Annotated in this window: 20 protein-coding genes; 13 read left to right on the top strand and 7 right to left on the bottom strand. The window is 64.8% G+C overall.

Going from position 1 to position 26,874, the window contains the following annotated elements; translation table 11 throughout:
* The first annotated feature begins 45 nt into the window (after positions 1-45).
* Together ACFVSJ_RS18865 and ACFVSJ_RS18860 are read left to right on the top strand one after the other, a co-directional pair.
* On the top strand, positions 46-1,380 hold the full coding sequence (locus tag ACFVSJ_RS18865) for a DUF4192 domain-containing protein (protein WP_387438505.1): 1,335 nt from the start codon (positions 46-48) through the stop codon (positions 1,378-1,380).
* A 243-nt stretch (positions 1,381-1,623) separates the two neighbouring features.
* Positions 1,624-2,943 (top strand): RNA polymerase sigma factor, encoded by a 1,320-nt coding sequence (locus ACFVSJ_RS18860; RefSeq protein WP_387438504.1) that lies wholly within the window; start codon positions 1,624-1,626, stop codon positions 2,941-2,943.
* Between the two features lie 196 nt (positions 2,944-3,139).
* Here the strand turns inward: ACFVSJ_RS18860 and ACFVSJ_RS18855 are convergent, their stop codons facing one another.
* Positions 3,140-3,361, bottom strand: coding sequence for a hypothetical protein (locus tag ACFVSJ_RS18855; RefSeq protein ID WP_021473125.1), 222 nt, complete (start codon positions 3,359-3,361; stop codon positions 3,140-3,142).
* A gap of 257 nt (positions 3,362-3,618) precedes the next feature.
* On the opposite strand from ACFVSJ_RS18855, the gene ACFVSJ_RS18850 reads away from it, so the two are divergent.
* Complete coding sequence (locus tag ACFVSJ_RS18850) at positions 3,619-5,727, top strand: type IIA DNA topoisomerase subunit B (RefSeq protein WP_387438503.1); 2,109 nt, start codon at positions 3,619-3,621, stop codon at positions 5,725-5,727.
* Here the strand turns inward: ACFVSJ_RS18850 and ACFVSJ_RS18845 are convergent.
* Positions 5,724-6,914, bottom strand: coding sequence for an MFS transporter (locus ACFVSJ_RS18845; RefSeq protein WP_387438502.1), 1,191 nt, complete (start codon positions 6,912-6,914; stop codon positions 5,724-5,726). The genes ACFVSJ_RS18850 and ACFVSJ_RS18845 overlap by 4 nt on opposite strands.
* A gap of 34 nt (positions 6,915-6,948) precedes the next feature.
* Between ACFVSJ_RS18845 and ACFVSJ_RS18840 the strand changes: the two genes are divergently transcribed.
* Positions 6,949-7,488, top strand: coding sequence for a Chromate resistance protein ChrB (locus tag ACFVSJ_RS18840; protein ID WP_387438500.1), 540 nt, complete (start codon positions 6,949-6,951; stop codon positions 7,486-7,488).
* Positions 7,489-7,506: 18 nt separating this feature from the next.
* Here ACFVSJ_RS18840 and ACFVSJ_RS18835 read toward each other — a convergent pair whose 3' ends face one another.
* Together ACFVSJ_RS18835 and ACFVSJ_RS18830 are read right to left on the bottom strand one after the other, a co-directional pair.
* On the bottom strand, positions 7,507-8,505 hold the full coding sequence (locus ACFVSJ_RS18835; protein ID WP_387438499.1) for a M56 family metallopeptidase: 999 nt from the start codon (positions 8,503-8,505) through the stop codon (positions 7,507-7,509).
* A gap of 5 nt (positions 8,506-8,510) precedes the next feature.
* Positions 8,511-8,897: a BlaI/MecI/CopY family transcriptional regulator gene (locus ACFVSJ_RS18830; RefSeq protein ID WP_387438498.1), complete on the bottom strand. Its 387-nt coding sequence runs from the start codon at positions 8,895-8,897 to the stop codon at positions 8,511-8,513.
* A 294-nt stretch (positions 8,898-9,191) separates the two neighbouring features.
* Here ACFVSJ_RS18830 and ACFVSJ_RS18825 point away from each other — a divergent pair, with 294 nt between their 5' ends.
* The 4 genes from ACFVSJ_RS18825 to ACFVSJ_RS18810 are packed head-to-tail and all read left to right on the top strand — an operon-like array spanning position 9,192 to position 16,304.
* Positions 9,192-10,775, top strand: a complete 1,584-nt coding sequence (locus ACFVSJ_RS18825) for a cytochrome ubiquinol oxidase subunit I (protein ID WP_387438497.1) — start codon at positions 9,192-9,194, stop codon at positions 10,773-10,775.
* An 18-nt stretch (positions 10,776-10,793) separates the two neighbouring features.
* On the top strand, positions 10,794-11,891 hold the full coding sequence (gene cydB, locus ACFVSJ_RS18820) for a cytochrome d ubiquinol oxidase subunit II (RefSeq protein ID WP_387438495.1): 1,098 nt from the start codon (positions 10,794-10,796) through the stop codon (positions 11,889-11,891).
* Positions 11,892-11,897: 6 nt separating this feature from the next.
* On the top strand, positions 11,898-15,269 hold the full coding sequence (gene cydD / locus ACFVSJ_RS18815) for a thiol reductant ABC exporter subunit CydD (protein ID WP_387438493.1): 3,372 nt from the start codon (positions 11,898-11,900) through the stop codon (positions 15,267-15,269).
* Between the two features lie 9 nt (positions 15,270-15,278).
* Entirely contained in the window at positions 15,279-16,304 is a 1,026-nt protein-coding gene (locus tag ACFVSJ_RS18810) for a GNAT family N-acetyltransferase (RefSeq protein WP_387438492.1), read from the top strand.
* A gap of 9 nt (positions 16,305-16,313) precedes the next feature.
* On the opposite strand, the gene ACFVSJ_RS18805 is transcribed toward ACFVSJ_RS18810, so the two are convergent.
* On the bottom strand, positions 16,314-16,832 hold the full coding sequence (locus tag ACFVSJ_RS18805) for a DinB family protein (RefSeq protein ID WP_387438491.1): 519 nt from the start codon (positions 16,830-16,832) through the stop codon (positions 16,314-16,316).
* Positions 16,833-16,959: 127 nt separating this feature from the next.
* Between ACFVSJ_RS18805 and ACFVSJ_RS18800 the strand changes: the two genes are divergently transcribed.
* Entirely contained in the window at positions 16,960-17,352 is a 393-nt protein-coding gene (locus ACFVSJ_RS18800; protein ID WP_387438489.1) for a VOC family protein, read from the top strand.
* 55 nt (positions 17,353-17,407) lie between these two features.
* Here ACFVSJ_RS18800 and ACFVSJ_RS18795 read toward each other — a convergent pair whose 3' ends face one another.
* The gene (locus tag ACFVSJ_RS18795; RefSeq protein WP_387438488.1) at positions 17,408-19,933 is read right to left on the bottom strand and encodes a DNA topoisomerase (ATP-hydrolyzing) subunit A; all 2,526 of its coding nucleotides are present in this window, start codon (positions 19,931-19,933) and stop codon (positions 17,408-17,410) included.
* A 54-nt stretch (positions 19,934-19,987) separates the two neighbouring features.
* On the opposite strand from ACFVSJ_RS18795, the gene ACFVSJ_RS18790 reads away from it, so the two are divergent.
* The 4 genes from ACFVSJ_RS18790 to ACFVSJ_RS18775 all read left to right on the top strand — a co-directional run bounded on the left by ACFVSJ_RS18790 (position 19,988) and on the right by ACFVSJ_RS18775 (position 25,400).
* Entirely contained in the window at positions 19,988-22,675 is a 2,688-nt protein-coding gene (locus tag ACFVSJ_RS18790; protein ID WP_387438487.1) for a GNAT family N-acetyltransferase, read from the top strand.
* Between the two features lie 79 nt (positions 22,676-22,754).
* Positions 22,755-23,480 carry a DUF5998 family protein gene (locus ACFVSJ_RS18785; protein ID WP_387438485.1) on the top strand — a complete coding sequence of 242 codons (726 nt, stop codon included), beginning with the start codon at positions 22,755-22,757 and terminating at the stop codon, positions 23,478-23,480.
* 29 nt (positions 23,481-23,509) lie between these two features.
* A complete protein-coding gene (locus tag ACFVSJ_RS18780) occupies positions 23,510-24,688 on the top strand; it encodes an alkaline phosphatase family protein (RefSeq protein ID WP_387438484.1) in 1,179 nt (392 codons plus the stop codon).
* A complete protein-coding gene (locus ACFVSJ_RS18775; protein ID WP_387438482.1) occupies positions 24,681-25,400 on the top strand; it encodes a thymidine kinase in 720 nt (239 codons plus the stop codon). Before ACFVSJ_RS18780 ends, ACFVSJ_RS18775 begins: the two co-directional genes overlap by 8 nt.
* Here ACFVSJ_RS18775 and sepH read toward each other — a convergent pair.
* Positions 25,397-26,776, bottom strand: coding sequence for a septation protein SepH (sepH, locus tag ACFVSJ_RS18770; protein ID WP_387438481.1), 1,380 nt, complete (start codon positions 26,774-26,776; stop codon positions 25,397-25,399). The two genes, ACFVSJ_RS18775 and sepH, sit on opposite strands and share 4 nt — an antisense overlap.
* Positions 26,777-26,874 lie beyond the last annotated feature (98 nt).

The following is a 26,874-nucleotide window of genomic DNA, read 5'->3' as shown; positions in this document are numbered from 1 at the left end:
GGTTGGCCCCTGCTTGGTCACCTCGGCGCTGGCAATGCTTGACCCATGACCACCAATGAGACCCTCAGCATCCACCAACCCGAAGACGTCCTGGGCTACATTCCGCATCTGCTTGGCTACTGGCCCGAGGACAGCCTGGTAGCCATCACCATGCAGGAGAAAACTCTCGGGGCAACGCTCCGGGTGGATCTTCCGAGGTCAAACGCACCGCGTGTCCGGGCCGCCTTTGCCGAGTACGTGCGGAACCACCTCCTCGCCGACGAACAGGCCAACGGAGTGGTACTTGCTCTTTACGACGGTGACGGGTGGGAGGACGGCTCGGTGGCCAGTCGTGCCATGCCGTTGCTTGTTGCCTTACAGCAAGCACTGGAGACGGTTGGCCTCCCCGTTCGGGATGCGTGGCTCGTAGGCGATGAATATTGGCGCAGTGCCTTCTGCACAAACCCCGATTGCTGTCCTGTGCCCGGGTTACCGGTGGAGCAGATCCGAAACAGCAGGAGCAACGCCGAAATGGTGTACCGCGGAAGCAGCGTGGGCTCTTCACCCCGGAGCCAGGTGGACCCGCCCAGGCTCGCGTTGCCGGGGAAACCAGGCGAGGGCGTGCTTCAGGCGGAGTTGGGATTCCAAGGTCAGTTCATCGGCGCGTGGCGCAGTCAGCTTTGCCTGGACGGCGTGATGGACGCATGGAGGCAGGTCCTGGACCGGCCGTGGACCCACGGTGGCTCCGTGCCGGACCAAGGGGGAACGGTGCAAGGGTTTGACGGGCCAACCGCTGAAGGTTTGGTGGGCTTCCTGCGCGCAAGCCTGACTGTGCCGCCCTGGCGGGACGCCGTCATGGTCATGGCCGCGGCCGGGGTGCGTTCTGCCAAAGCCGGGGCGGAATCATTCGACCTTTTTGACGAAGATGTGTCCTCAACGCTGCCGTTCAATCTGCTCGAACTTGGGTTGCAGGCCGGTCCTGAGGGGTGGGGGCGGCCGGACGCCAACGCGTTCAGGACGCCGGGATCACCGGGAAAGCCAGTACAGCAAGGGCCTCCCGTCATGGATGGGCTCTTTTCCTACGGTGAAGTGCTCCTGGGTGTGCAGCCCCGGATTCCCGACTGGCGGCTCCTCGATGCCCTCCAACGGGTCCTGTCCTTCCTCTGCTTCGAAGACGAAGAGGGCGAAGCGGCGGCCGCTGCATTGACACTGCAAGGATGGATCGCCTGGTGCAAGGGAAGCGGTTCATTCGCCCATGCGTGCCTGGACCGCGCCCTGGCTGCCAAACCCGGTTACCGGCTGGCGGAACTGCTGGATGAGATCCTGGGACAGGGAACGGTCAACGGATGGGCACGGCGTCCGGACTCGGCGTGGGGGACCTACGTAGCGGACAGGGAATAGGCCTTGCTACGTCCATTACGCGTGGGATTCGCAAAATCGTGAGACAATGGACTCCGAGACCCGGTTGGGTCCGCGTTTGAATGCCCATGGGCCCCGTTTCGGGGAACAATATGGCGGCGTCGGCAGTTGTACCTAGAGACCCTGCGGACGGCGATTGCATTTGAAAATAATCGCGGACTTGACAGGGTCATAGTGGTGTTGCCCACATGGTGATTCCACAGACCGCCGCTAGAAAGGTTTTCTGTGACCCCGTCTTCCGTCGAGAAGGAACCCGCCGCCCAGGCCGAACTGTCCGCTGAGGAAAAGAAGGCGGCTTCGGCAAGGAGCGCGGCGACACGTGCTGCCAACAAGGCCTCAGAGGGCAGCCCTGACAAGCCGGCGCCCAAGAAGCGCGGACCCAAGCCCGGTGCCAAGGCCGCGGCCGAGGCTGCCAACAAGTCTTCAAACACCGAAGATGACTCAGACGAAGCGGAAGTCGAGGACGAAGAATTCGATCCCTCCGCAGCTGAGGAAGTCGAAGTCGGAGACGACGACGTTGAAGAGGAGGGTACTCCTGCCGCCAAGGACAAGCCTGCACCCACGGGCTCCGGCTTTGTCTATTCCGATGCTGATGATGACGACGCCCCCGTCCAGCAGGTGATGTCTGCCGGTGCAACCGCAGACCCCGTGAAGGACTACCTCAAGCAAATCGGCAAGGTAGCCCTGCTGAACGCAGAGCAGGAAGTCGACCTCGCGCTCCGGATCGAGGCGGGTCTCTTCGCCGAGGAGAAGATCGCCGCCGATGACGGATCCATGGATCCGAAGCTCAAGCGTGAGCTGGAGTTTGTCATCCACGACGGCAAGCGCGCCAAGAACCACCTGCTGGAGGCGAACCTGCGTCTGGTGGTTTCCCTGGCAAAGCGTTACACCGGCCGCGGCATGCTGTTCCTGGACCTGATCCAGGAAGGCAACCTTGGCCTTATCCGCGCCGTGGAAAAGTTCGACTACACCAAGGGCTTCAAGTTCTCCACGTACGCCACGTGGTGGATCCGCCAGGCCATTACCCGTGCCATGGCCGACCAGGCCCGCACCATCCGTATCCCGGTGCACATGGTCGAAGTCATCAACAAGCTGGCCCGCGTACAGCGCCAGATGCTGCAGGACCTGGGACGCGAACCCACGCCGGAAGAGCTTGCCCTGGAACTGGACATGACGCCCGAGAAGGTTGTGGAAGTCCAGAAGTATGGCCGCGAACCGATTTCCCTGCACACCCCGCTGGGTGAGGACGGGGACTCGGAATTCGGAGACCTGATTGAGGACTCCGAGGCTGTTGTCCCGGCTGACGCCGTGAGCTTCACGCTTCTCCAGGAGCAACTGCACTCGGTGCTGGATACGCTCTCCGAGCGTGAGGCCGGTGTGGTGGCCATGCGATTTGGGTTGACCGATGGCCAGCCGAAGACTTTAGACGAAATCGGCAAGGTCTACGGCGTTACGCGTGAACGTATCCGCCAGATCGAATCCAAAACCATGTCCAAGCTGCGGCACCCATCCCGCTCGCAGGTACTGCGGGACTACCTGGACTAAGAACCATCTGCATGGCAACAGCAGCCCGGCCGGGTCCACCGGCCGGGCTGCTGTGTTTCCATGGTTCCCTCCGTTGCCGCTGTGCGGGTTGTAGTGGCCCATGCGGGAACTGTGCTTCACTCGCGGCGATCGATCCCGAGGTTAACAAGCGCAGGGCCCCTCCCGATGGGAGAGGCCCTGCTGCGTCTTGTCCTGCCTAGTCGACCGGAACGGGTGCCTTCTCGTTGAGGCGTTCGGTCTCATCGTGCCAGTCGGAAGTCAGTGGCCGGAGCGTGGCCTCAACTGCGCGGGCGTGGTGGCCGCAGAAAAGCAGCTCACCTCCGGAGGACTCGAGTACAACGCGGACATATGCTTGAGCCCCGCAACGATCGCATCGGTCAGCTGCGTTTAGCGTGCGGTCTGCAACTGCTGTTGTCATGTCGGCCTCCTTAGTAGTTCTGTACATCCATATAACCAGTATTCGAAGCAGAACCATGGCAAGGATGGATCACTTTCGCTGTCCGCGTATCACATGTGCGTAACGTAACGACGTCGCCCTGCCGCCGCCGGGAGTGGCGAACCGTTCCGCAGGGCACCGGCGGCTACCCTAGTATGGGCAGAGTTTGCCCGGATTTTTGGCGGACATGAAGGCTGCTGGAAACACCCTGAGCTATACCCCGAAGGAGCGCACCGCGAGTGGCACCGAGTTCTGAATACAACGCCCGGCATCTATCCGTCCTTGAGGGCTTGGAAGCTGTCCGCAAGCGCCCGGGCATGTACATCGGTTCCACGGACTCCCGTGGCCTCATGCACTGCCTGTGGGAAATCATCGACAACGCGGTGGATGAGGCGCTGGCAGGATTCGGCCATGACATCAAGGTGATCCTGCACGCGGACAATTCGGTCGAAATCCATGACGACGGCCGCGGCATCCCTGTGGACGTCGAACCCAAAACGGGCCTCTCCGGCGTCGAAGTGGTCTTCACCAAGCTGCACGCCGGCGGTAAGTTCGGCGGCGGTTCCTACACCGCGTCGGGCGGCTTGCACGGCGTCGGCGCGTCCGTGGTCAATGCACTGTCCAGTCGCCTGGATGTCCAGGTGGACCGTGGAAGCAAGACTTACCAAATGTCGTTCCGTCGCGGGGAGCCGGGGCGCTTCCAGGATCCAGGGTCCAAAGTGGGTCCGGACTCACCGTTCGAGCCCTTCGTTGAGGGTTCGGTGCTGGACGTTGTCGGTAAGGCGAAAAGGGGTGTCACCGGCACCCGCGTCCGCTATTGGGCGGACCGTCAGATTTTCACGCCGGATGCGAAGTTCTCCTACGACGACCTCGTGGCACGGGCGCGCCAGACCTCCTTCTTGGTACCGGGCCTGAAAATCACCGTCCGCGACGAACGGAAATTGCCAGGTACGCCGGGCGAGGCAGGCCCGCACGAGGAAGTCTTCCACCACGATGGCGGCATCTCCGAGTTCGTCGATTTCCTTGCCGCCGATTCCGGAGTGACGGATGTGTGGCGGCTGCACGGCTCCGGGAAGTTCAAGGAAACCGTGCCCGTCCTTGACGAGAACGGGCACAGCAAGATTGCCGAAGTCGAGCGCGACTGCGAAGTGGACATCGCCCTGCGCTGGGGCATTGGCTACGACACCACCATGCGGAGTTTCGTCAACATCATCGCCACCCCCAAGGGTGGAACCCACCAGGCAGGGTTCGAGGCTGCCCTCCTCAAGACGTTCCGCAAGGCGGTGGAGACCAACGCCAGGAAGCTCAAGGCCGGCAACGACAAAATCGAAAAGGACGATGTCCTGGCCGGCCTGACCGCAGTGCTCACCGTGCGCCTTGCCGAACCCCAGTTCGAAGGCCAGACCAAGGAGATCCTCGGCACCTCCGCTGTACGGGCCATCGTTGCGCGCGTGGTGGAGAAGGAAATCTCCGCCAAGCTGACATCGGCCAACCGCAATGACAAGGCCCAGTCCTCGCTCTTGCTGGAAAAGGTGGTCAGCGAGATGAAGTCGCGCATTTCCGCGCGGGTTCACAAGGAAACCCAGCGCCGGAAGAATGCGCTGGAGACATCCTCCATGCCCACCAAGCTTGCTGACTGCCGGACCGATGACGTTGCCCGCTCGGAGCTGTTCATCGTGGAGGGTGACTCGGCGTTGGGCACTGCCAAGCTGGCACGATCCTCCGATTTCCAGGCGTTGCTGCCGATCCGCGGCAAGATCCTCAATGTCCAGAAGGCTTCCGTCGGAGACATGCTCTCCAACGCCGAGTGCGCAGCCCTGATCCAAGTGGTTGGCGCTGGGTCCGGACGCAGCTTCGATATCGATGCCGCACGCTACGGAAAGGTCATTCTGATGACCGACGCAGACGTTGACGGCGCGCACATCCGGACGCTGCTGCTGACGCTCTTCTTCCGCTACATGCGCCCCATGGTCGAAGCGGGCAGGGTTTTCGCTGCGGTTCCCCCTCTGCACCGGGTTGAAGTCATCAATCCCGGACAGAAGGCCAACGAGATGATCTACACCTACTCCGAGGCGGAACTCCACGTCCTGCTGTCCAACCTTGCCAAGGAGGGGAAGCGCTACAAGGAACCGATTCAGCGCTACAAGGGCCTGGGCGAGATGGATGCCCAGCAGCTTGCCGAGACCACCATGGATCCACGCCACCGCACGCTGCGGAAGGTGGGTATCGACAGTGCCCAGCGTGCCGAAGAGGTTTTCGACCTGCTGATGGGTTCCGATGTGGCGCCGCGCAAGGAGTTCATCATCGCTGGTGCGTCCACTCTGGACCGGGAACGCATCGACGCCTAAGGCTGTGCCGCTGGGTTTCGCGCAGGGGCTTCCTTCGTTGACGGCGCGGCCAGGGATGCGACCGCCGCAACCGCGGCCAAGGCTCCCAGGCCCCACGGAAGCCCGGCGGCCACGGCGACACCACCGACCAAAAGTGGGCCTCCGGCGTCGCCAAGTTCCCTGCCGAGCTCCGCTGAACCCATGGTGCGGCCCAACCGCTCGGCAGGTGTCGAGTCGGCGAGATGCGCGAACGCCAACGGCGTTGCCACGCCAATGCCGGCGCCGATGGTCAGGGCTGCGACGTATATGGCGCCCCCGCCTGGCACCAAGGCTGCGGTGAGCGTCCCGGCCGCGATCGCGAGGAGGCCGAGCACCATACCCGGCCGGTCCTTCAGGACGCCGCGATCCCGGAGCTTTCCAATCCGCGGCTGTATGAGCGCCGAGGCAACGGCCAGGACGCTGACGACGGCGATGCTCCCCGTGGTGCCGAGTCCTTCCCTCGCGGCCAAGGCGGGAAGAAAGCCGACGGCTGCGCCCAATGCCCCTGTGCCGGCGGCCAAGACGGTGGTTGGGCCCAGGAATGATCGTTCCGTGCTCTGCTGCCATACGTCCAGGAGGGTGTGCCGGGGCCTCGGGAGCGGTTGGATCCGCGGTACGGAAATGGCAGCCCACGCCGCGGTCAGCAGGCCGACGATCGCCAAGACGCCGAACAGCAGGCTGAAGTCTCCAGCGATGATGGCGAATGCACCGAGCAACGGGCCGATGGCGTAACCAAGGCCCTTCCAGGAGCCATAGCGGCCAAAGTAGTGGCCTGTTCGGGTGCCTGCCAGCCGGGCAACGCTGGCCGACGATGCGGGCGAGAACGCCGAAGCTGCCATTCCTTGTCCCAGCCTCGCAGCGGCGAGCATGAGCGGCTGGTCGGCCCACAATCCAATCAGTGAGGCGACGGCAAAAGCGACGAGGCCTCCAACGATGACTGGTTTAGGCCCGATCCTGTCGCTCAAGGAGCCGAACACAGGCTTAAGAAAGACCTCGGCGACGTCGTACAGGGCCAGCAGGACGCCCAAGCCGAGCAGGTTGAGACCGATGTCAGCGCTTTCGGCTCCGAGGCTTGCGGCCACCGCGTGGGCGCCGAACGCCGTGGTAAAGCCGGCGGCATAGAGCGGCCATCGATGTCTGTTGTGGAAGGGCGGCAGATCGGGATTCACACTGCACAATGTAACAGCTGATACATTCTTTGTTGTGATCAACGACGAAACTGCTTGGCTTTTGCTCCTTGTCCAGGTTCCTGCCCAGCCCTCGCGGCACCGCGTGGCCGTGTGGCGCGAACTACGCAAAACAGGAGCTGTGCCGTTGTCTCCTGGAACTTGGGTGTTGCCCGCGCACCCTGCCTTCGAGGAGGGCCTCGGGAGGGTTCAGCAGCTCGTGGACAAGGGCTCGGGCACGTGGACTGTGGTTGACGCGGTTCCGCGCGGCGATGGCGGTGCCATTTTCCGTGATGCCTTCGTCGCTGCACGCGTCGATGAATGGGCCGAATTCATGAGCGATTGCAACAAGTTCGAAGAGGAAATCGCCAAAGAGATTGCGCGCAGGAAGTTCACGCTGGCGGAACTCGAGGAGGAGGAGCAGAGCCTGGAGCGTCTCCGGCGATGGTTCCGGGAGCTGAAGTCGCGGGATGTTTTGCGTTTGCCGCAGGCTGAGCAGGCGGCCGATCATTTGGCCCGGTGTTCTGTGGCCTTGGACGGTTTCGCCGAGCTGGTCTATGAGGCCACCCTGGCGTAACTGCGCCACGAAGGAGGGTCAGCCAAGCAGCCCCGGAACAATCAGCAGGGCCGTCGGGACCGCGAGCAACAGGGCTGAGGTCGCCAGCACCAAAGTCCTCAAGCCCTTGGCGAGTGGTGGCTTCGGGGAGAGAAGGCGGCTGACGCGTGACGCCGTCGTGCGTGGGGAGTCGGCGCCGCCGGTGGCGCTGACGGAACCACCCTCGATAATGCCGCCGCCGGCCAGGGAGCCTGCCGACAACGTGCCGGGCGGCGGGGCGGGAGCGGATGAGCCGCTCGAGACGATCGCGATCGCTTTGATGAGCGTGCCCTTGCTTTCGGTCCGGAGGGCGACATCGTCGGCGAGCATTTCGATCAGTGAATTCACCGCTGTCTGCGCCAGCCTGGTAGTGGGAAACCATGGCAAAGCCTGGCGCCATGCCGCAAAGGCCCACAGCAGGAGGTCGTGCCGCTGGGAAAGGTGGGCGTTTTCATGGATGAGGACGGCGCGGAGTTCTGCCGGTTCGAGGGCGGCCATGAGCCCGTCGGAAAGGACGGTCACCGACCGGGCGCCGCCGGGGAGGCAGTAGGCGACGGGGGAGTCGTGGTTGATGACCACCGTGCCGGGGCCGTCGGCGGAGGGAGAGGCGAGCAGGGCGAGCAGTTCACGGTGCCGGCGTCGCTGCCGTTCGATCTTGTAATAGGTCAGCAGCAGGGTGAAGACCAGGTGGGCCGTCAGCAGGGCCGCGGCCGAGAGTGCGAAGAGGTGCCAGAACCCAAGTGCCGTGGTTGGCGCGTTGTTGAAGACCATCCCCGCAAGGCCCTTGAGGCCTGCGATCAAATTGTCGCCGATGGGCTCCAGTCCGTAGACCAGCATGGCGCCGATCATCGAAAGGCCACCGGCGAGTGCGATGGCCTGCCACAGCACCATGGCGGTGAACGGGGAACGCGCCGGCCATTGTGCCCGCGAGAGAAGGACGGGCACGGGCCATGCCAGAATCAATGCCAGGACCGCCAGGAGATATGAGGTCCAGAACATAGTGGCTAATTGTAGCCGAGCAATTTGCGCAGGGTTGCGGCTTCACTTTCTGAGACGGAGCCAATGAAGCGGGCAAGGACAGCTTCGCGGTCGGGTGCCGAGCCGAGGACCTCGTGCATGAGTTCGGCGGTGTGGTCCGCGCGGCTCGAAACAGCCTGGTAGCGGTGGGGGCGGGTGCCGCGTTCGCGCTCCACGAGTCCCTTCTTTTCCAGGCGGGAAAGCACCGTGAGGACCGTTGTTACGGCAAGGTCCTTGCCTTGGTGTCCGGCAGAGCCATCGCCGGCGTCGGAGTCCTGGGCCAGCAAGTCACGCAATGTGTTGGCGGTTGCGGCCTCTTGTCCCGCCCAGAGCAGGTCCATCACTGCCCGTTCCAGTTCCCCAAGACTCGCCATCTGTACGTCCCTACCTTCCGCGCCACGCCATGCCTCTGCCGGGTGCGACGATCCAACATTCCACGATAAATCTACCGCGTTTCAGTCCTCCATTCTACGTGAAGTAGAACTATCGGCGCGCCGCGGCCCGAAGCGGTCATTCCATGGGGCGCCGCTTGCCCCTTGCGGGTGTGTAACGCCACTTGAAGAATTGGACTGAGCCAGCCGTATTTGTTCTACACTGTGTAGAAGATTAGTTTTCTACGCTTCGTAGAACTAAGCCACCCACTCTGGGCCGCCGGACAAAGGACAGCCATGGACGCCTTGGAAATTGCACGTTGGCAATTCGGTATCACCACCGTCTACCACTTCATGATGGTGCCCCTCACCATCGGCCTTGGTCTGGTGGTGGCGATCATCCAGACGCTCTGGTACCGCACGGGGAAGGCCGAGTACCTGCGGATGACCAAGTTCTGGGGCAAGCTCTTCCTCATCAACTTCATCATGGGCGTGGCCACGGGCATCGTCCAGGAGTTCCAGTTCGGCATGGCTTGGAGCGAGTACAGCCGCTTCGTCGGGGATGTCTTCGGCGCACCGCTCGCCCTGGAAGCACTGCTGGCCTTCTTTGTGGAGTCCACGTTCCTGGGCCTGTGGATCTTCGGCTGGAAGCAGCTCAAACGGGGTGTGCACCTGGCGTGCCTGTGGATCGCCGTGATCGGCTCGCTCTTCTCCGCGTACTTCATCATCGTCGCCAACTCCTGGATGCAGCACCCCGTCGGCGTGGAAATGGTGGATGGGAGGCCTGTGATGACAGACGCTTGGGCGGTCTTCACCAACAACACCGCACTGGTGGCCGTTCCCCACACGCTGTTCGGAGCGCTGGCCGTAGCCGGTGCGTTCCTGCTCGGCATCGCCTGGTACCACTTGTGGCGCAGGCGGCACGACGGCATCGACGTTGTGGGCAAGGACGGCAGGCTGGTTCCGGGCGAAGCTGCCATTCCTGGCCGCGACAAAACCGACTACACCGTTTGGATGCGCTCCCTCCGGATTGGTGCCGTGGTAGCCATGATCTCGTTTGCCGGCACCGCCATCACCGGCGACCTGCAGGGCAAGCTGATGTTCGAGCAGCAGCCCATGAAGATGGCCGCGGCCGAAGCGGCTTGCCACGACGGAACCGGCTTCTCTGTGCTGAGCGTGGGCAACCTCGGAGCCAAGAACTGCGATGACATTGTTGCCGTGATCGAGGTTCCCGGAATCTTGTCCTTCCTCGCCAAGGGCGACTTCACCACCGAGGTCAAGGGCGTCAACAGCCTCCTGGGCGAATACAAGGAGAAGTACGGCACCCACCTCCCGGACAACCCGCTCTATGGTGACCGCGCCGGCCAAGAGATCCAGTACGTGCCGGTGATGGAAGTGACCTACTGGGGCTTCCGGATGATGATCGGTTTCGGCGGCATCGCCGCGCTGGCGGCTCTCCTCGCCCTGTGGGTGACGCGCAAGGGTGTGGTTCCGGAATCCAAGTGGCTCATGCGGTTGGCGGTCTTCGGCATCCTTGCCCCCTTCGGTGCCAACGCTGCCGGATGGATCTTCACGGAAATGGGTCGCCAGCCGTTCGTCGTGGCACCCAACCCGGACATGAACGGCATCGACCAGGTATTCATGTTCACGGCCGCCGCCGTGTCACCTGGCGTCAGCGCCGGCGAAATCATGGGTTCGCTGGTGGTCTTGACTGCCATTTACGCAGTGCTGCTGGTGGTGGAGGTCAAGCTCCTGGTCAAGTACGTCCGCGGTGGCGTCGCCTCGGCCATGCCCGAACTGTCCCATGCCAAGGACGACGGCGACCACCACGGCGCTCCCGGCCCGGACAAGGCCGACGACGTCCTGGCGTTCGCCTACTAGAGACAGAGGAAACCACCAATGGAACTGTTGCCAACAATCTGGTTCGTGGCCATCGCTGTGCTGTGGACCGGCTATCTCTTCCTCGAGGGCTTCGACTTGGGCGTGGGAATGCTGATGAAGCTGTTCGCACGCAACAACACGGACCGGCGCGTGCTGCTGAACACCATCGGGCCTGTGTGGGACGGAAACGAAGTCTGGTTGCTCACGGCGGCCGGAGCAACCTTTGCAGCCTTCCCGCTCTGGTACGCGTCCTTGTTCTCAACGCTTTACCTGCCCCTGCTCTTGGTCCTGGTGGCCCTCATCTTCCGGGCCGTGGCTTTTGAATACCGCGGCAAGGTGGACTCTGAGCGGTGGCGCAACGGGTGGGACTGGGCCATTGCCCTGGGTTCCTTCGTCGCGTCCTTCGGCATCGGCGCCGCCCTGGCGCTGACAACCACCGGCCTGCCCATCGACGCCAACGGCGACCGCAGCGGTGGTCCGATGGCCTGGTTCAGCGGTTACGCCGTGCTGGGCGGCCTCGCGGTGGTGGCCTTCGCCCTGGTCCATGCCCTGGCTTTCCTGGCCTTGAAGACCGACGGCGAGGTGCGGCACCGTGCGAGCCGCTGGTTTGTGCGTTTGGTTCCGGTAGCCTCACTGCCCCTCCTTGCTTGGATGGGGGCCGTGCAGTTCCTCAGCGGAAAGCCTTGGACCTGGGCGATAGTCGTCGCAGGATTGGCAGCCGTGGTCCTCGCGTGGTTGTGGGCCCGGAAGGGTGCCGAAGGTCGGGCCTTCTCGGCCACCGGCGCATTCGTGGTGTGCGCTACGGCCTCGATCTTCGGGGCAGCTTTCCCGGTGGTCCTCCCGTCCACCATCGATCCGGCATTCAGCCTGACCATCTCCAACGCGTCGTCCTCGGATTACACCCTGGGTCTCATGAGCATCGTGGCTGCGGTGGGACTTCCGCTGGTCATCGCTTACCAGGCATGGACGTACTGGGTCTTCCGGCGGCGGGTCAGCTCATCGCACATTCCCGAGGCCCACGGCTTCCTGCCCGCCATTGCCTCAAAGGTGCTGCTGAACGCGGCGCCGCAGCAGGGTCGTCAGCAGCCCGGCAGTACCTCCAGCCCGGGAGCCTAGCCCTCCATGAAACCAGTGTTTCCCTCCGGTCCCGCAACCCGGGCTGCCCTCTACGGAACAGGCATCCTCTCGGCACTCAAGGCACTCGCCCTGGTGCTTATGGCCCAGGCCGTGGCTGGTATGTTGGCTGGTCTGGCCGGAGGAACAACCGACTGGCGCAGCGGCCTGGTGTGGGGTGCTGTGGGTGCTGTGCTCAGGTCCCTCGCCGTGTGGGGCCAGGGTATCGCGTCCCGGCGGGCCGCGTTGGGCGTGAAGGAGGAACTGCGCGCGCAACTCCTGGAAAAGGCACTCTCCGACGGCGGAGCCTCCACGGGCGGCAGGGTCAACGATGGCGGACTGGCCATCCTTGCCACCCGTGGCTTGGACGCCCTGGACGACTACTACACCCAGTACCTCCCGGCCCTGGTGAACTGCGCGACGATACCCCTGCTGGTTGGCGCCAGGATCCTCTGGGCGGACTGGGTCAGCGCCGTGGTGATCGTCCTGACCGTGCCCTTGGTGCCGCTCTTCATGGTCCTCATTGGACGGCACACCGAGGACCGGGTCAGGGACGCCCAGAGCACGCTCCGCACCCTGTCCGGCCACATCCTGGAACTGGCCAAAGGCCTGCCGGTCCTGGTGGGCTTGGGAAGGGCAGCGGACCAGCGTGCGGCCCTGGAGGATATCTCGGAGCAGTACCGGCACCGGACCATGGCCACCTTGCGGACCGCGTTCCTCTCCGCGCTGGCCCTCGAACTCATCGCCACGATCTCCGTGGCAGTGGTGGCAGTGTTCATCGGTGTGCGGCTGGTAGGCGGGGACATGGCCCTCGAGGCAGGACTGCTCGCGCTCATCCTTGCGCCGGATTGCTACCTGCCCCTCCGCGAGCTCGGTACCGCCCACCACGCCAGTGATGACGGACGGGAGGCACTCGAAACCACCAACGCAGTGCTGGCCGCTCCGGCAAGCACCTCTCTCACGGGTGACGGTCCGCGCAATCCCCGGCCGACCGACGTCGTGGTTACCGGTCTGGCGGTGAGCTACGCCGAAAGGCAGGAACCCGCCGTCGGGCCTTTGACCTTTACGGCCCCGGCGGGGCTCGTCACCGCCCTGGACGGACCAAGCGGCGCCGGGAAGACCACTGTGCTGGGCGTGCTGGCCGGCCTGGTGGGCAACGGGGGCGAAGCGTCCGTGTCCGGCACTGTTGCCGGCGCCGCGGCAGTTGCGTGGGTTCCACAGCATCCCGTCATGGCATGCGCCACGGTGGAGGACGAAATCCGACTCTATCTGGGCGAAGGACCACCGGATCCGGCGACCGTCGACCGGTTGCTGGAGAGGGCCGGCGCCGGGCATTTGGCGAGCAAGCATCCGGCAGAACTGAGTCCGGGAGAGTTGCGTCGGGTTGCCCTGGCCCGTGGGCTGGCGCGCCTCGAGTCCGGGGCCACCTTGCTGCTCCTGGATGAGCCAACGGCGCACCTGGACCATCAGTCGGCAGAGGTGGTGCGATCCGTGATTGGTTCCTTGCGGGGCACTGTCACGGTGATCCTGGTGGCCCACGACGCCGCCACGCGGCACCTTGCGGACCTGAACGTCACCCTTGGAAGTCCGGGCGAACCTGGCAGCCCGGCGCATGAACCGCGGGTGGTCTCCAATGGAACCAGCGGCGCAGGGCCGGACATCACGGCAGAGGAGCACAACGGCGCGCCCACGGTTGCGTCGGGCCGGAGGGCAGCGCTGGGACGGCTGGCCGCAGTCCTGGAACCCGTACGCTGGAAATTCGCCGCCGCCGCCGTTGTTGGCGTCCTGGCCGCCCTGTTCGCGGTGGCACTCTCCGGCTTGTCAGGATGGCTGATCATCCGCGCGAGCGAACAACCGCCCATCCTCTACCTGCTGGGCGCCATTGTGGGGGTCCGCTTCTTCGGCATTGGCCGGGCTGTACTCCGTTACACCGAACGGTTGCTGACCCATGACGCCGTGTTCGCGGCGATGACCCGCTTGCGCGGTTCCCTGTGGGCAACATTGAGTCGCCGCGCGCTCTCCCTCCGCAGGCTGCTGCAGGGTGGCAGTGTGCTCGGTTCAGTGGTGGACGAAGTCGATACCCTCCGCGACCTGCTCCCCAGGGTTGTTCTTCCGCCCATGGCGGCTGCGGGCGTGGCTGCCGGTGCCATTGTTGCCACGGCGCTGGTGCTGCCCGCTGCGCTGCCCGCGACGCTCCTTGCATCCCTCCTGGGACTCGTCGCCGCGCCGATCCTGGCATTGTTCGCCGACCGCAACGCCGCCAAGGCCGAACAAGAACTGCACGCCGATGTCCTGCGCGGGGTTGCTGCGGCGTTGGATGCCCGGGCCGAGCTCCAGGCCAACGGTGTGGCCGGGCCCTTGGTGGAGGCACTCAAGGCGAAAGATGCCCTGGCCACCGTCGCCGCCCAAAGGTCGGCATGGGCCGAAGGGCTGGGCCAAGCCGTCATCGTGCTTGCCTGCTCACTTGCGGCACTCTGGGCGGGGGTCCTGGGGTCCGCGCCAACCCTGGAGGGCGCTGTCAGCCCGGCCCTGGTGGCCGTCATCGTCCTTGTGCAGCTTGCCCTCGTGGAGCCCTATGCCGGGGTGGTGCCCGCCATCCGGCAAGCGCCCGCGCTCGCAGCCGTTTTGCGCCGCGTGGCCGGTTCCGGAGCGTTGGACTCGCCGGGTGCGGGGCAGAATGACGACGGCGGCCTTCAGTCGGTGCCCGAGCGGGCCGGGAGCGCAGGGCTCGAGTTGGAGAACGTCTCTGCCGCCTGGCCGGGCGGTCCAGAGATCTTTTCCGGGCTGTCCGCCGAGGCTGTCCCGGGCCGCTGGCTTACCGTGACCGGACGCTCGGGAGCCGGCAAGTCCACGCTACTGTCCGTTCTGCTTGGCTTCCTGCCACCGACCTCCGGAACAGTGCGGCTGACCGGAAGCGCTGCGTGGTGCCCCCAGGAGGCACACCTCTTCGATTCAACCATCCGCGGCAACCTGCTCCTGGCCCGCCCCTCGGGGGACAAGCCCAGCGACGCCGAGATGCGCAAGGCGCTCGCAGACGTTGGGCTGGACGTCCTGGTGGATGCCCTTCCGCAGCAACTCGATACCCGGATCGGCCCTGGGGGCGCCTTCCTCAGCGGCGGAGAACGGCAGCGGCTCGCCATGGCCAGGACGCTCCTGACCGGGGCGCAGGTCCTGCTGCTCGACGAACCCACCGCCCACCTGGATGCCGCCTCAGCCCGGGACATGATGGCTGTGCTTCGACGGGGGTTGAAGGACGTCACGGTTGTCCTGGTAACGCACAACCCCGCGGACATCGACGCCGCTGACGCCCGCTTGGAACTCCGGGGGCGGCTGGAGATTGAATCGGGCCCGGAACTGGTGGCGCGGCCTACTCCTCAGTAGCCTGTTGGCATGCCTTCGGAGACCCCACAACAGTCCTTGCCCGAGAACGCCATCCCGGATGCCGAGGCAACCGGCCTGCGGTGGCAACCCGCCACTGGTGACCAGCTCGGGAACTGGGCTGGACTGATTGCGCGAACCGCCGCCGTCGAACATCCCGCATGGTTCGAAAAGCCCGGCGACCTGCAACACATCCTGGAATCCACCGTCAACGATCCCGGCACGAGCACGCTTCTGGGCCTGGACAGCGACGGCATGGCACGCGCCTACGGGCGGATCGTCAAGAACCCGGATGGCAACAAGGCAACCGGCATGGCGTGCGTCGACCCGGCGTGGCAGCGGCGGGGAATCGGTTCGGCCGTCCTGGCCTGGCAGGAGGCCCAAACGAGGCGGCGTTTCGTTGCCGATGCTGCCGGGGGATACGCAGCTTCGCCGCCCCGGCTCCGCATCAGGACCGAAGAACAGCACCGGCACCAGGCCGCCTTGCTTGAGGCCCGCGGTTACGGCGCAGTTCGTTGGTTCAACGAGATGCACCGGCCGCTGTCGGTTCCCCCGCCGGTGGCGTCGCTGCCGGCAGGACTGGAATTGCGGACCCTGGATACCTCGCTTCATGAACCGGTCCGCCAAGCACATAACGACGCCTTCAGGGACCACTGGGGGAGCGAACCCCGGGACGCGGAATCATGGCGTTTCACCATGGAAGAACCCACCGCCCGGCATGACTGGAGCACCGTCGCGATCGATAGGGTAACGGGCTTGGTTGCCGGATACCACTTGGCGAGCTACGACCCCGATGCCGCTGCCGACCGCGGCTTCAAGGAGGGCTACACGGAGCTCCTCGGCGTCCGCCGGGAATTTCGGGGGCGTGGCATTGCCCAAGCGCTGCTTGCAGATGCCATGCGGAGGTTCGTCGAGGGAGGAATGGACATTGCCTCCCTCGACGTCGATTCCGCGAACCCCACCGGCGCCCTCGGCCTGTACCTGGGCTTGGGCTATGCTCCGGTGAACCGGAGCATTACGTGGGAGAAGCTCCTTTAGCCGCCCGCCCTAGCCGTCAACGTCATGCAAGTGATGTACGACGTCGTGCAGGAAGTACTGGGAGAACGTCAGGACCGTGAAGACGGAACCATTGCTCCGCATTCCGGTCAATTGCCATTCGTCCTGCACCACGCGTGCGAACGACTCCGCCACTTGCTCGCCTTCGGTGACCAGTTCCTCCGCCACCAGGCCCGGGTCGGACGCAGCATATTCGCCGTCAATTGCTGCCTGGTCCTGGTCCCAATTCGCAAAGGTGGCGTTCTCCTGGGTGAGCATGAGGTTCAAGCGCTGGCCGAACAACTCGAACACGTCGCGGACATGGCAGGCGTATTCCAGGACCGACCACGTACGGTCATTGGGCCGGATGGCTGCGTCCTCACGCCGAAGGGCGGCGCGCCACCGGGGAAGCATGCTCAGCACACTCCCGGGAACTGTGGCTGGAGTGACTGTGGAAGCATCAAAACCGCACTCGGGGCATGGTTTGGAGAGCACCCAGGTCCAGTCTTTATCGTCAGGGATGATCGGCATGCGGCCAGTCTATGCGGCTTCCCGGCCGCTACCGCGCAGCCGGGCAAATCTGCCGCCATCAGCCGATTACTTCACGTGGCTGCAGGAGTAGAGTTCGTTCCGGGAGGAGAGCCGGAAAGAGAGAATCATGCTCAAAGATCAGCAAGTGGCTGCCGTTCTGCCGGCACAGGATCTGAAACGGGCCCGCGGTTTCTACAGCGAGAAACTCGGTCTTGAACCCGATAATCCGGACGCGGACGACAACCTGCAATACACGTGCGGGGATGGAACGGCGTTCTTCCTCTACGAAACGCCGAATGCCGGAACTGCCAAGAACACCCAAATTGGCTGGAATGTCGATGACCTCGCCGCCACAGTGGCCGAACTCCGTGGAAAGGGCGTGGTTTTCGAAGACTACGACTTCCCTGGACTTAAGACAGAGGATGGCATCGCCACCATGCCCGACGGCACCGCAGCAGCCTGGTTCCTCGACACCGAGGGAAACATCCTGAGCCTGAACCAGATGGGCCGGAACGGCTAGCGGTCAGCGGGAGGAGCCGGTGGTTGTCGAACCGCCGGCCCCTCTTGTGTCCCGCTTATGCTCCGTCCGGGGTGGATTCGGGCCACGCCATGCTCGGACCGATCGCTTCCACAGGCTGGGACAACGGCACGCCGGACCCGTCCCTGCGGCCGTGTTCGTGCGGGAGGGCCCGGGCGACGCCTGCGCTGGTTGAGGCCTTGGCCGGGCCGTGTCCGGCCCACGCCAGCAGCAGCGTGTCTTCGCCCTTGAGGAAGCGGTGGGCGCGGACACCGCCGGTGGCGCGGCCCTTGGCCGGGTACTCCTCGAATGCGGTCACCTTGGCCGTGCCCGGTGCCGTCCCCGGCAACGCGCCCACCGTTCCGGCAATCGTCACGACGACGGCGGCAGGATCGTTGGGCCGCACGGCACCGAAGTGGATCACTTCGTCGCCCGCCGCCAACTTGATGCCTGCCATGCCGCCTGCGGTCCTGCCCTGTGGCCTGACGTTGGACGCGCTGAAGCGCAGCAATTGTGCCTGCTTCGTCAGGAAGACAAGATCGACGTCCTCCTCGTGCGCCGGTTCCACGGCGAGGACCATGTCCTTGTCCTTGAGCGAGATGATTTCCCAGTCCTCGCGGTTCAAGGGGTAGTCCGGCTGGACGCGCTTTACCACGCCCTGCGCGGTTCCGATGGCAAGGACCTGATCCAACGGGACGAAGGCCACCAACGTTTCACCTTTAAGCAGGGTGATGAATTCCTTGGCGGGCACGCCGCCGGCCAGATTGGGCAAACCGCTCACTGGTGGAAGCACCGGCATGTCCATGACCTGCAGCCGGAGCATCCGGCCGGAGGAAGTCACGGCGCCGATTTCGCCACGCGCGGTGGTCTTCACCACTGATCGGAAAACATCGTGCTTGGCCCGCGGCCCCGACTCCCCAAGGGGCTCCTGGTTCGAGGTTCGCGCGATCTGGCCCGATACGCTGAGCAAGGCCCAGCAGGGGTCGTCCGCAATCTCAAGGGGAAGCGCGGCAGCCTTCCCCTTGGGCCCCGGCGCGGCGGCTGCCAGCGCGGCAGCAACCGTGGGGGAGACGGCCTCGGATTCCAGCAGCACCGTCCGACGCGGAGTTCCGTACTTTTCCGCAATCTCAGCCAACTCCCCGGAAACCAGTTCGCGGAGCAACTGGTCGCTGCCCAGGATGGCCTCGAGAGCCTCGATCTCCTTGCGCAGCTCGTCCTGCTCTTTTTCCAGTTCAATGCGTGAGTACTTGGTGAGCTGGCGAAGGCGGAGCTCCAGAATGTAGTTCGCCTGGATCTCGCTGAGGTCGTAGATGGACATCAGGCGTTCGCGGGCGGCCGACGCTTCATCCGATGAACGGATGATCTGGATGACTTCGTCAATGTCCACAATCGCGATCAGCAGGCCCTCCACCAAGTGGAGGCGATCCTTTTTCTTGCCCAAACGGAACGCAGTCCGGCGTCGGACCACGTTGATGCGGTGGTCAACGTACACCTGGAGGAGCTGGAGCAACCCAAGCGTTTGGGGCTGGCCATCCACAAGGGTCACGTTGTTGATGCCGAAGGAGTCTTCCATGGGCGAGAAGCGGTAGAGCTGCTGGAGGACGGCGTTCGGATTGAAACCGTTCTTCAGTTCGATCACCAGGCGCAGCCCATGATTGCGGTCGGTCAGGTCCACCACGTCGCTGATGCCGGTCAGCTTCTTGGCGTTGACCGCATCCTTGATGCGTTCAATAACCTTTTCGGGTCCCACCATGTAGGGGAGCTCGGTGACCACCAAGCCGGTGCGGCGGGCAGTGAGTTGCTCCACCTCCACCTTGGCCCTGGTCTTGAAGGAACCACGACCGGTGGCGTACGCGTCCCGGATGCCGTCCAGGCCCACGATCCGCCCGCCCGTCGGCAAGTCAGGTCCCGGGACAAACCTCATGATGTCATCCAGGGTGGCATCAGGGTTTGAGATCAAGTGCCGCGCAGCTGCGATGACTTCCACCAGGTTGTGGGGAGCCATGTTCGTGGCCATGCCCACCGCGATGCCCGTGGTCCCGTTCACCAGGAGGTTGGGGAACGCCGCAGGCAGGACTTCCGGCTGTGTCAGCTGGTTGTCGTAGTTCGGAACGAAATCCACCACATCTTCGTCGAGGTGGTCGGTCATGGTCAATGCGGCCGCAGCCAGCCTGGCTTCGGTGTACCTGGGCGCCGCCGGACCGTCGTCGAGCGAGCCGAAGTTGCCGTGGCCGTCGATCAACGGCAGGCGAAGGGAGAAATCCTGCGCCATGCGCACCATGGCGTCGTAGATCGCAGCATCTCCATGGGGGTGGAGCTTGCCCATGACCTCGCCCACCACGCGGGCGCTCTTCACATGGCCGCGGTCGGGGCGGAGGCCCATGTCGGCCATCATGTAGAGGATGCGGCGTTGGACGGGTTTGAGGCCATCACGTGCGTCGGGAAGGGCACGCGAATAGATCACCGAGTAGGCGTACTCCAGGAAGGAGCCCTCCATCTCGGAAGTGACGTCAATGTCGACGATCGTCTCGGTGAAATCGCCGAGGGGCTCGCCTTTGCGTGCGGAAGTTTGGCTGCGGGCCATGGGGTCGGTGGATCCTTAAAAGATGTACTGCGGATGTTTAGCTAGGCTAAGCCTATGGTGGATCAGCCCGGGGTCGGCATTTATCCGGAATATTGGGAGGCCGATGTCGTCTTGCGCGACGGCGGAACCGCCCATCTCAGGCCCATCCGGCCGCAGGACGCAGACGCGCTGCAGGCCTTCCACGCGGGCCAGTCACAGGCATCCATCTATATGCGGTTCTTTTCCTTCAAGGCCAAGCTGTCCGGCAAGGAAGTCCGGCGCTTTACCGAAGTGGACCACGTCAACCGCGTCGCGTTCGTCATCACCATTGGTGGCGAGATCGTGGGTGTGGGGCGTTACGACCGGCTGGACGACCCGGACGAGGCCGAAGTCGCCTTCAACATCTCCGATTCCCATCAAGGCCGCGGCATCGGCTCCATCCTGCTGGAGCACCTGGCCGTCGCTGCCCGGGAAAACGGCATCCGGCGCTTCACAGCGGAAGTCCTGCCCGAGAACCGAAAGATGCTCATGGTGTTCGCCGACGCCGGTTACGATCTCACCCGCCAGTTCGACGACGGCGTCGTAAGCGTCGAATTCAACATCGACCCCACAGAGAAATCGCGCGCCGTCATGGAAGCACGCGAGCACCGCGCGGAGGCGCGCAGCGTACGCGACCTGCTGGCGCCGTCGTCCATTGCCGTCATCGGCGCCAGCCGCAAATGGGGGACGGTGGGCTACCAGCTTCTCGAACACCTCATCGAGGGCGGCTTCAAGGGAGCCGTGTACGCCGTCAACCCGGAGGCCTTTGAACTGGCGGGCATGATGTCCTACGGCAAACTGTCCGACATTCCAGGCCCGGTGCAACTGGCCATCGTCGCTGTTCCCTATGACGAAGTGCCCAAGGTGGTGGACGATTGCGCGGCGGCAGGGGTCAAAGGCCTCGTTGTGGCCACTGCCGGTTTCGCCGACGACGGCGAACGCGGCCTGGCGCGCCAACACGAACTGGTCAGGCGGGCCCGCGCCAACGGCATGCGCGTCATCGGACCGGAATCGCTGGGCATCCTGAATACCCACCCGGACATTTCGCTCAATGCTTCCATGGCCCCGGCCCTGCCGCCCCGGGGAGGACTTGGCCTGTTCAGCCAATCCGCAGCCGTGGGCGTGGCAGTCTACGCGGCCGCAAGCCGGCGTCGTCTCGGGCTGTCGTCCTTCCTCTCGGCGGGTAACCGCGCGGACGTCTCCGGAAACGATGCCATGCAGTACTGGGAGGACGACGCCGATACGTCCGCCGTCGGGCTCTACCTGGAATCCATCGGCAACCCCCGCAAGTTCTCCCGTCTTGCCCGAAGGTTGTCACGCAGCAAGCCCGTCATCGTGGCGAAATCGGACGTGACGGGACTGCGGCTCCCACCCGGTCATGAGGTCCGCACCACCCAGGCGCCGTCGGCTGCGGTGGACGCCATGATGCGGCAAGCGGGCGTCATCCGCGTGGACACGATCGAACAGCTCATGGACATCGCCCAGATCGTCTCCACGCAGGCCCTCCCTGCCGGCCCCGGAGTTGCGGTCTTCTCCAATTCGGTGGCCTTGGCCACGGTGGTTGCTGATGCTGCTGCTCCTGCCGGGCTCGACGTCACGCGAACCGTCACCAACGTGGACCTTGATGCAGGGATGTCGCTTGCGCTGCCGGCCTTCAGGGCAAGCCTCCGGGAGATCCTCGACGACGAATCGGTACATGCCCTCGTGGCAGCGCTCCTGCCGGTGCGTGGCGTGACGGTCGAAGCGCTCGCAGGGGTCCTGGCTGAGTGCGCGGCGGAGGCCGGCAAGCCGGTGGTATCGGCGTTTACGGGCATCCTGGATCCTTCCGTCCAGGTCGAAGGGATGGTGGGGCAGGAAGGCAGGCCGCTCCTTCCCTGCTATTCCAACGCCGGATCCGCAGTAGCCGCGTTGTCCGCGATAGTTGGGTACGCCCAGTGGCGGGACCGCGACCAGGGCCTCTTCGTGGAGCCCGGCGGATGCGACGTGGAGGGCACCCGGGAGACCCTGGCAGCCATGCTGTCCGGGGTGACGGGGGAGAAACTGCGGAAGCTCGACGCCGCTGCTGCCGCGGCGTTGCTTGGCGGTTACGGCATCAAAGTGATGCCCGCGATCGGATTCGGAACCCCGGACGAAGCCGTCGAAGCGGCCACGGGCATTGGATGGCCCGTGGTGTTGAAAACCACGGACCCCGCCCTTCGGCACCGCCTGGACCTTGGCGGGGTGCGTCTGGACATCCAGGATGCCGCGTCGCTCCGCCAGAACATCGATCAGATGCGCCGGGCCTTGGAACCATACGGATCGTCGTCGCTGGAAGTCCAGGCGATGGCTCCCGTGGGCCAAGCGTGCACCTTCCGTGCCATGGAGGACCCCCTGCTCGGTCCGGTGGTTTCATTCGGCTTGGCGGGGGACGCCGTGAACCTCTTGGATGACTGGGCCCACCGCGTGCCGCCGTTGTCCGCGGCCGACCTCCACGACGTGATCCGGTCTCCGCGCGCCTCCCGGAAGTTGTTCGGGTACCAAGGCCTCCCCGCCGTCGACGTCGGCGCTCTGGAGGATATCGCCTCCCGGCTTGCCAAGCTCAAGGACGACCATCCGGGGATCGCCCTGATTGAGTTCAACCCGGTGCTGGCCGGTCCGGCAGGTGCCACGATCCTGGGGGCTGAAGTCTGGATCGGGAATGCTGCCCAGCGCACGGACAGTGCCCGCCGGGCCATGCGCAACTAGTCCCTGACCACCCGCCGCACGGGCTTGGTGGCGCGCGATGCGGTTAGGAAGTCACCAAGCGATCTGTGAAAATGGGGGAATGAGCACCCAGTCTCCGACGCCTCAATCCCGCCCGTCCAACACAGGGCACCACAACGCGCGCAACCACAGCTCCCAAGCCCAGAGCCTGGACCAGGCGCTGCAGCAGGCAGGTTTCTACCCGCGTCTTGTGGCCGACGTCGTTGATGATGCCTTGGATGGCCGTGATTGCTTGTCCCATCTGGTGCACCTGGAAACACACTTCGACCGCGCCGAGGTCCGGCGCCATATCACCGTGCTGGTACTGACTGAGGACATGCTGGTCATCACCCACGTGGATGACCAGCAACTGGATGAGGCAGGCGAGCAGATCGTGGCGCAGATCTCCACGGAGTCGGTTCCCGTGGCCCAAATCCGTTCAGTGGTGCTGAGCTACATGTACTCCCAGCCGCAGGACTACAAACCGTCAGATCCCGTCCGCGAGTTGACGCTCTCCATTGCCTGGTCTGGTGGGCAGCGGCTGGACATGGGCCCGGCCAGTTGCGGCGATCCGCAATGCGAGGCGGACCATGGCTACACGGGAACCATTGCCCAGGAAGACATTGTGCTCCGAATCAGCGCCGAAGCGGATGGACTCCAGGCCGTGCAGGATGCCAAGGTCTTCGCCCGTGCACTCCGTGCCGTGAACACAGGAGTATCTGCACCCGTTCCCCATACGGGCATACCTGCGCCGCGGCCGCGTTCAGGTGTCTTCAGCAACCGCCTGGGCCGCGGACACCAGCGTTGAGGGTGGCAGAGCCGGGCAACACCAATGCCGTGGCAGACCTGCCGGCTCCGCCGCTGTTTGGCAGCAAATCGATTGCCGAGGTCTTTACAAGTGCGGCTGCCAGCCTGGGAATTCCAGGTTTCGCCAACAAGCTGCAGCTTCCGGCAAGCAACCGGGTCTGCGTGGTCCTTGCAGATGGCTTGGGGCGTTCCCTCCTCAAGCAAAAGGCTTCGCACACACCGTTCCTCAGGTCCGTCACGGCCGCCGGACAGGGCAACATCCCCACCTGGATAGACTCGGCCTTCCCCAGCACCACGGCCGCATCACTGGCAAGCCTGGGAACCGGACTGCCCGCGGGCAGCCACGGCATGGTTGGCTACGACGTCCTGGACCCTGCACAGGACAAAGTGGTCAACTTGCTGGGGAACTGGGATGCCCACGTGGAACCTGCCCTCTGGCAACCTCATCCGACCGTTTTTGAGCGCCTGGCCGGCAGCGTCGATGTTGTTACGGTCAGCCTCCCACAGTTCGGCAACTCACCCATGACGCAGGCCGCCCTCCGGGGCAGCCGCTTCGTCGGTGGCACCACGCTCCACGCCAGGACCGCCGCGGCGGCCGAGGCCATGTCTGCCGGCGGACCGTCCCTGATGTACTTCTACGTCAACGAGCTGGACAAGGCCGGGCACCGCCACGGCTGCCAGTCAGAGCGCTGGGAACACCAACTCGAAGAGCTCGATGCCACGGTCAAGCGCTTGTCCACCTCGCTTCCTGCCGGCACCACCGTCCTGGTCACGGGGGACCACGGGATGCTCGATGTTCCGGAGTCCCAGCGCATCGACTACTCCGCCGACCCTTCCCTGGTGGCCGGCGTCCGCCACACCGCCGGGGAACCGCGCATGGTCCACTTGTACCTGGAAGCCGACGCCGGCGCCGACGCGCGCGAGTCGCTCATTGCCGCCTGGCGCAAACGCTTCGGGGAGCGAATCTGGGTCTTTACCCGCGAGCAGGCAACCTCGGCAGGGCTGTTCGGCGAGGTGGAGCCGCAGGTCTCGCCGCGCATCGGCGACATCATGGTGGCGGCACGCGACACCCTGGCCCTTTACGACACCCGCCGGGTCCGCCCCACTTCACTGGAAGTAGTGGGCCAGCACGGTTCACTGACTAAAGCCGAACGCGAAGTGCCGTTCCTCTGCTTTACGGCAACCGGCAAGAAAGGTGCACGTGGCTGAGCTGGTTTTCTTCTCCGGCACCATGGACTGCGGGAAATCCACCCTTGCCCTTCAAATGGACCACAACCACCGGGCACGGGGAAGGGGCGGAGTCCGCTTCAGCTGCAATGACCGCGCCGGCGACTCCACCATTTCCAGCAGGCTGGGGCTCCAAACCGATGCCGTAGAGGTGCACGGCGCCACGGATTTCTGGGACGAGGTGGTGCTCCGGCGCACCAGCGGACTCCGCGTGGACTACCTGATCTGCGACGAAGCCCAGTTCTACTCCGCTGCCCAAGTGGAGCAACTGGCACGCCTTGTGGACGAGATGGAGGTTGATGTCTTCGCCTTCGGAATCACGTCGGACTTCCGTACGCGGCTCTTTCCCGGTTCGCAGCGCTTGATCGAACTCGCGGACAAGGTCCAGGTTCTCCAAGTGGAAGCGCTGTGCTGGTGCGGCCGCCGCGCTACCCAGAATGCCAGGACCTGGGACGGCATCATGGTGGTGGAGGGCGAACAGGTCATGGTGGGCGATGTTACGCCGGGCGATGAGGGTTCCAACGCCGGGCAGCAGCCGCCCGGAGCGGTGGAATACGAGACGCTGTGCCGAAGGCACTACATGCGCCGCGTTACGGCTCACGGCGCCAATCTCATGGCAGGCTCCGACCAAACGTTGCCCTTTGACGTAGAGGCCTGCTTGTGGCCGGGCGCAGGGGAAGTGCGCCGGAGTTAGTCTCCGCGTGCGCCGAAGACGATTTCATCCCAACTGGGGATGCTGGATCGCTTGGGCCGCGAAGGCTGGCGTTCGGCTGGAGCTTCGTCGGCCTTGGGAGCCGGGCGTTCTTTGGGCTCGGCCAGGGAGTCGTCGGTCGGTTCAGGCTTCCGCCGGGATTCTGCCGTGCCGGGACCACCCAGCAATTCGTCGAGGCCTGCGCGGTGAACAGGGCTTTGGCCGGGAACGTCGGCTGCCGGGCCGGGCTCATCGTCCGCAACGGGGGCATCGCCCGCCGTCGGACGATCGGCCAGTGACGTCACCGGCCGCAGGGGACCCGCAACAACGGTAATCTCCCGGGTCTCGGTGCTGACGCCGTCGTGCAGCCGGAGGGAATCGTCGGCGTCGTCCGGCTCGACATGCCGGGGCGCCAGGCTGAGCCGCGCCAGCATGGACGGCCGGCCGTCCATGCGCGCCGGTTCGTGGGCCGGCTGGCTGGCCGGCGGCGTTTCTTCCTCGCCGGATTCACCGGGTTGCGCCTGGTCTTCGTCTCCGGGGCGGGGGTGCGCGGCCGGAACGTTGCTGAGCAGGACGGCCAAGGCGTCGTCGGCGTCTTCGTCCACCCCGAGGCGCTGTCCGCGCCGTGAGCGCAGCATCTCCAGGAGGTTGTCCGATTCCTTCGCGGCGGCCCGTGCCGCAGCACCGGCGTCTGCCTCAAAGTCGAACGGTCGGTCGGAGACGGCCGCCAGCCGCCGCGCCGGAACGGGTCCGTCCAGCGGTTCGAGTTCGCTTAGCTGCTGGGCCCAGCGATTGGCGTTGTGCAGGGATTTCCGCTGTGGACTGAAGGTCCACATGGCCGGCGGTTCTTCTCCAATGGTTCCGTCGGAGCCCGGCACTGTTTCAAAGCGCGCGACGACGGTCCAGGTGCCGTCGGAGCGACGCCACGAATCCCACTCAACCGAGCCTGGATCAATGCCGTGGGCCGACAACCGGTGGACAACCATCTCGCCCAAAGTGGCGGGATTGTCGCCGAAGGCCGAGCGGTGCGCGTCATGGCCCGGGGCGGGAGCAGCGACCTCCACATTGCGGGCTTGTTGTGCCACGTATTCGCGTTCGGCGAGGACCGGACCTTCGTAACGCTGGACATTTGCCAGGGGTATTCCGGACAGCTCGGCCACTTCCGCCGCCGTTGCACCGCTGCGGATCCGGGCCTGGATGTCCCTTGGCGACATGGCTACGGGGGTGATGGAGGCGCGTGCTGCAACCTGGGCGGGGGTCCGGATCGCCGCGGCCCGCAAGGCCTCGTCGATCGGAAGCTGGAACATCGCACCGCCGGGGCCGCTCAAGAGGAGATGCCCGCCGTCGTCGTGGACGCCTACCAGCCGTAGATCCTGCATAACACCCTCCACCACATGGCATAACTGACATTCGAAACTCTGCCACCCAAGGTGCCCTTTTCCTACTAGGAGAAAGGGCGTGCCGTGATATTCCGGCG

It is taken from the genome of Paenarthrobacter sp. NPDC058040, from assembly GCF_042885775.1.
Lineage (GTDB): Bacteria > Actinomycetota > Actinomycetes > Actinomycetales > Micrococcaceae > Arthrobacter.
The sequence above is the reverse complement of the archived record's forward strand: the minus strand, read 5'-3'. Positions and strand labels throughout refer to the sequence as shown.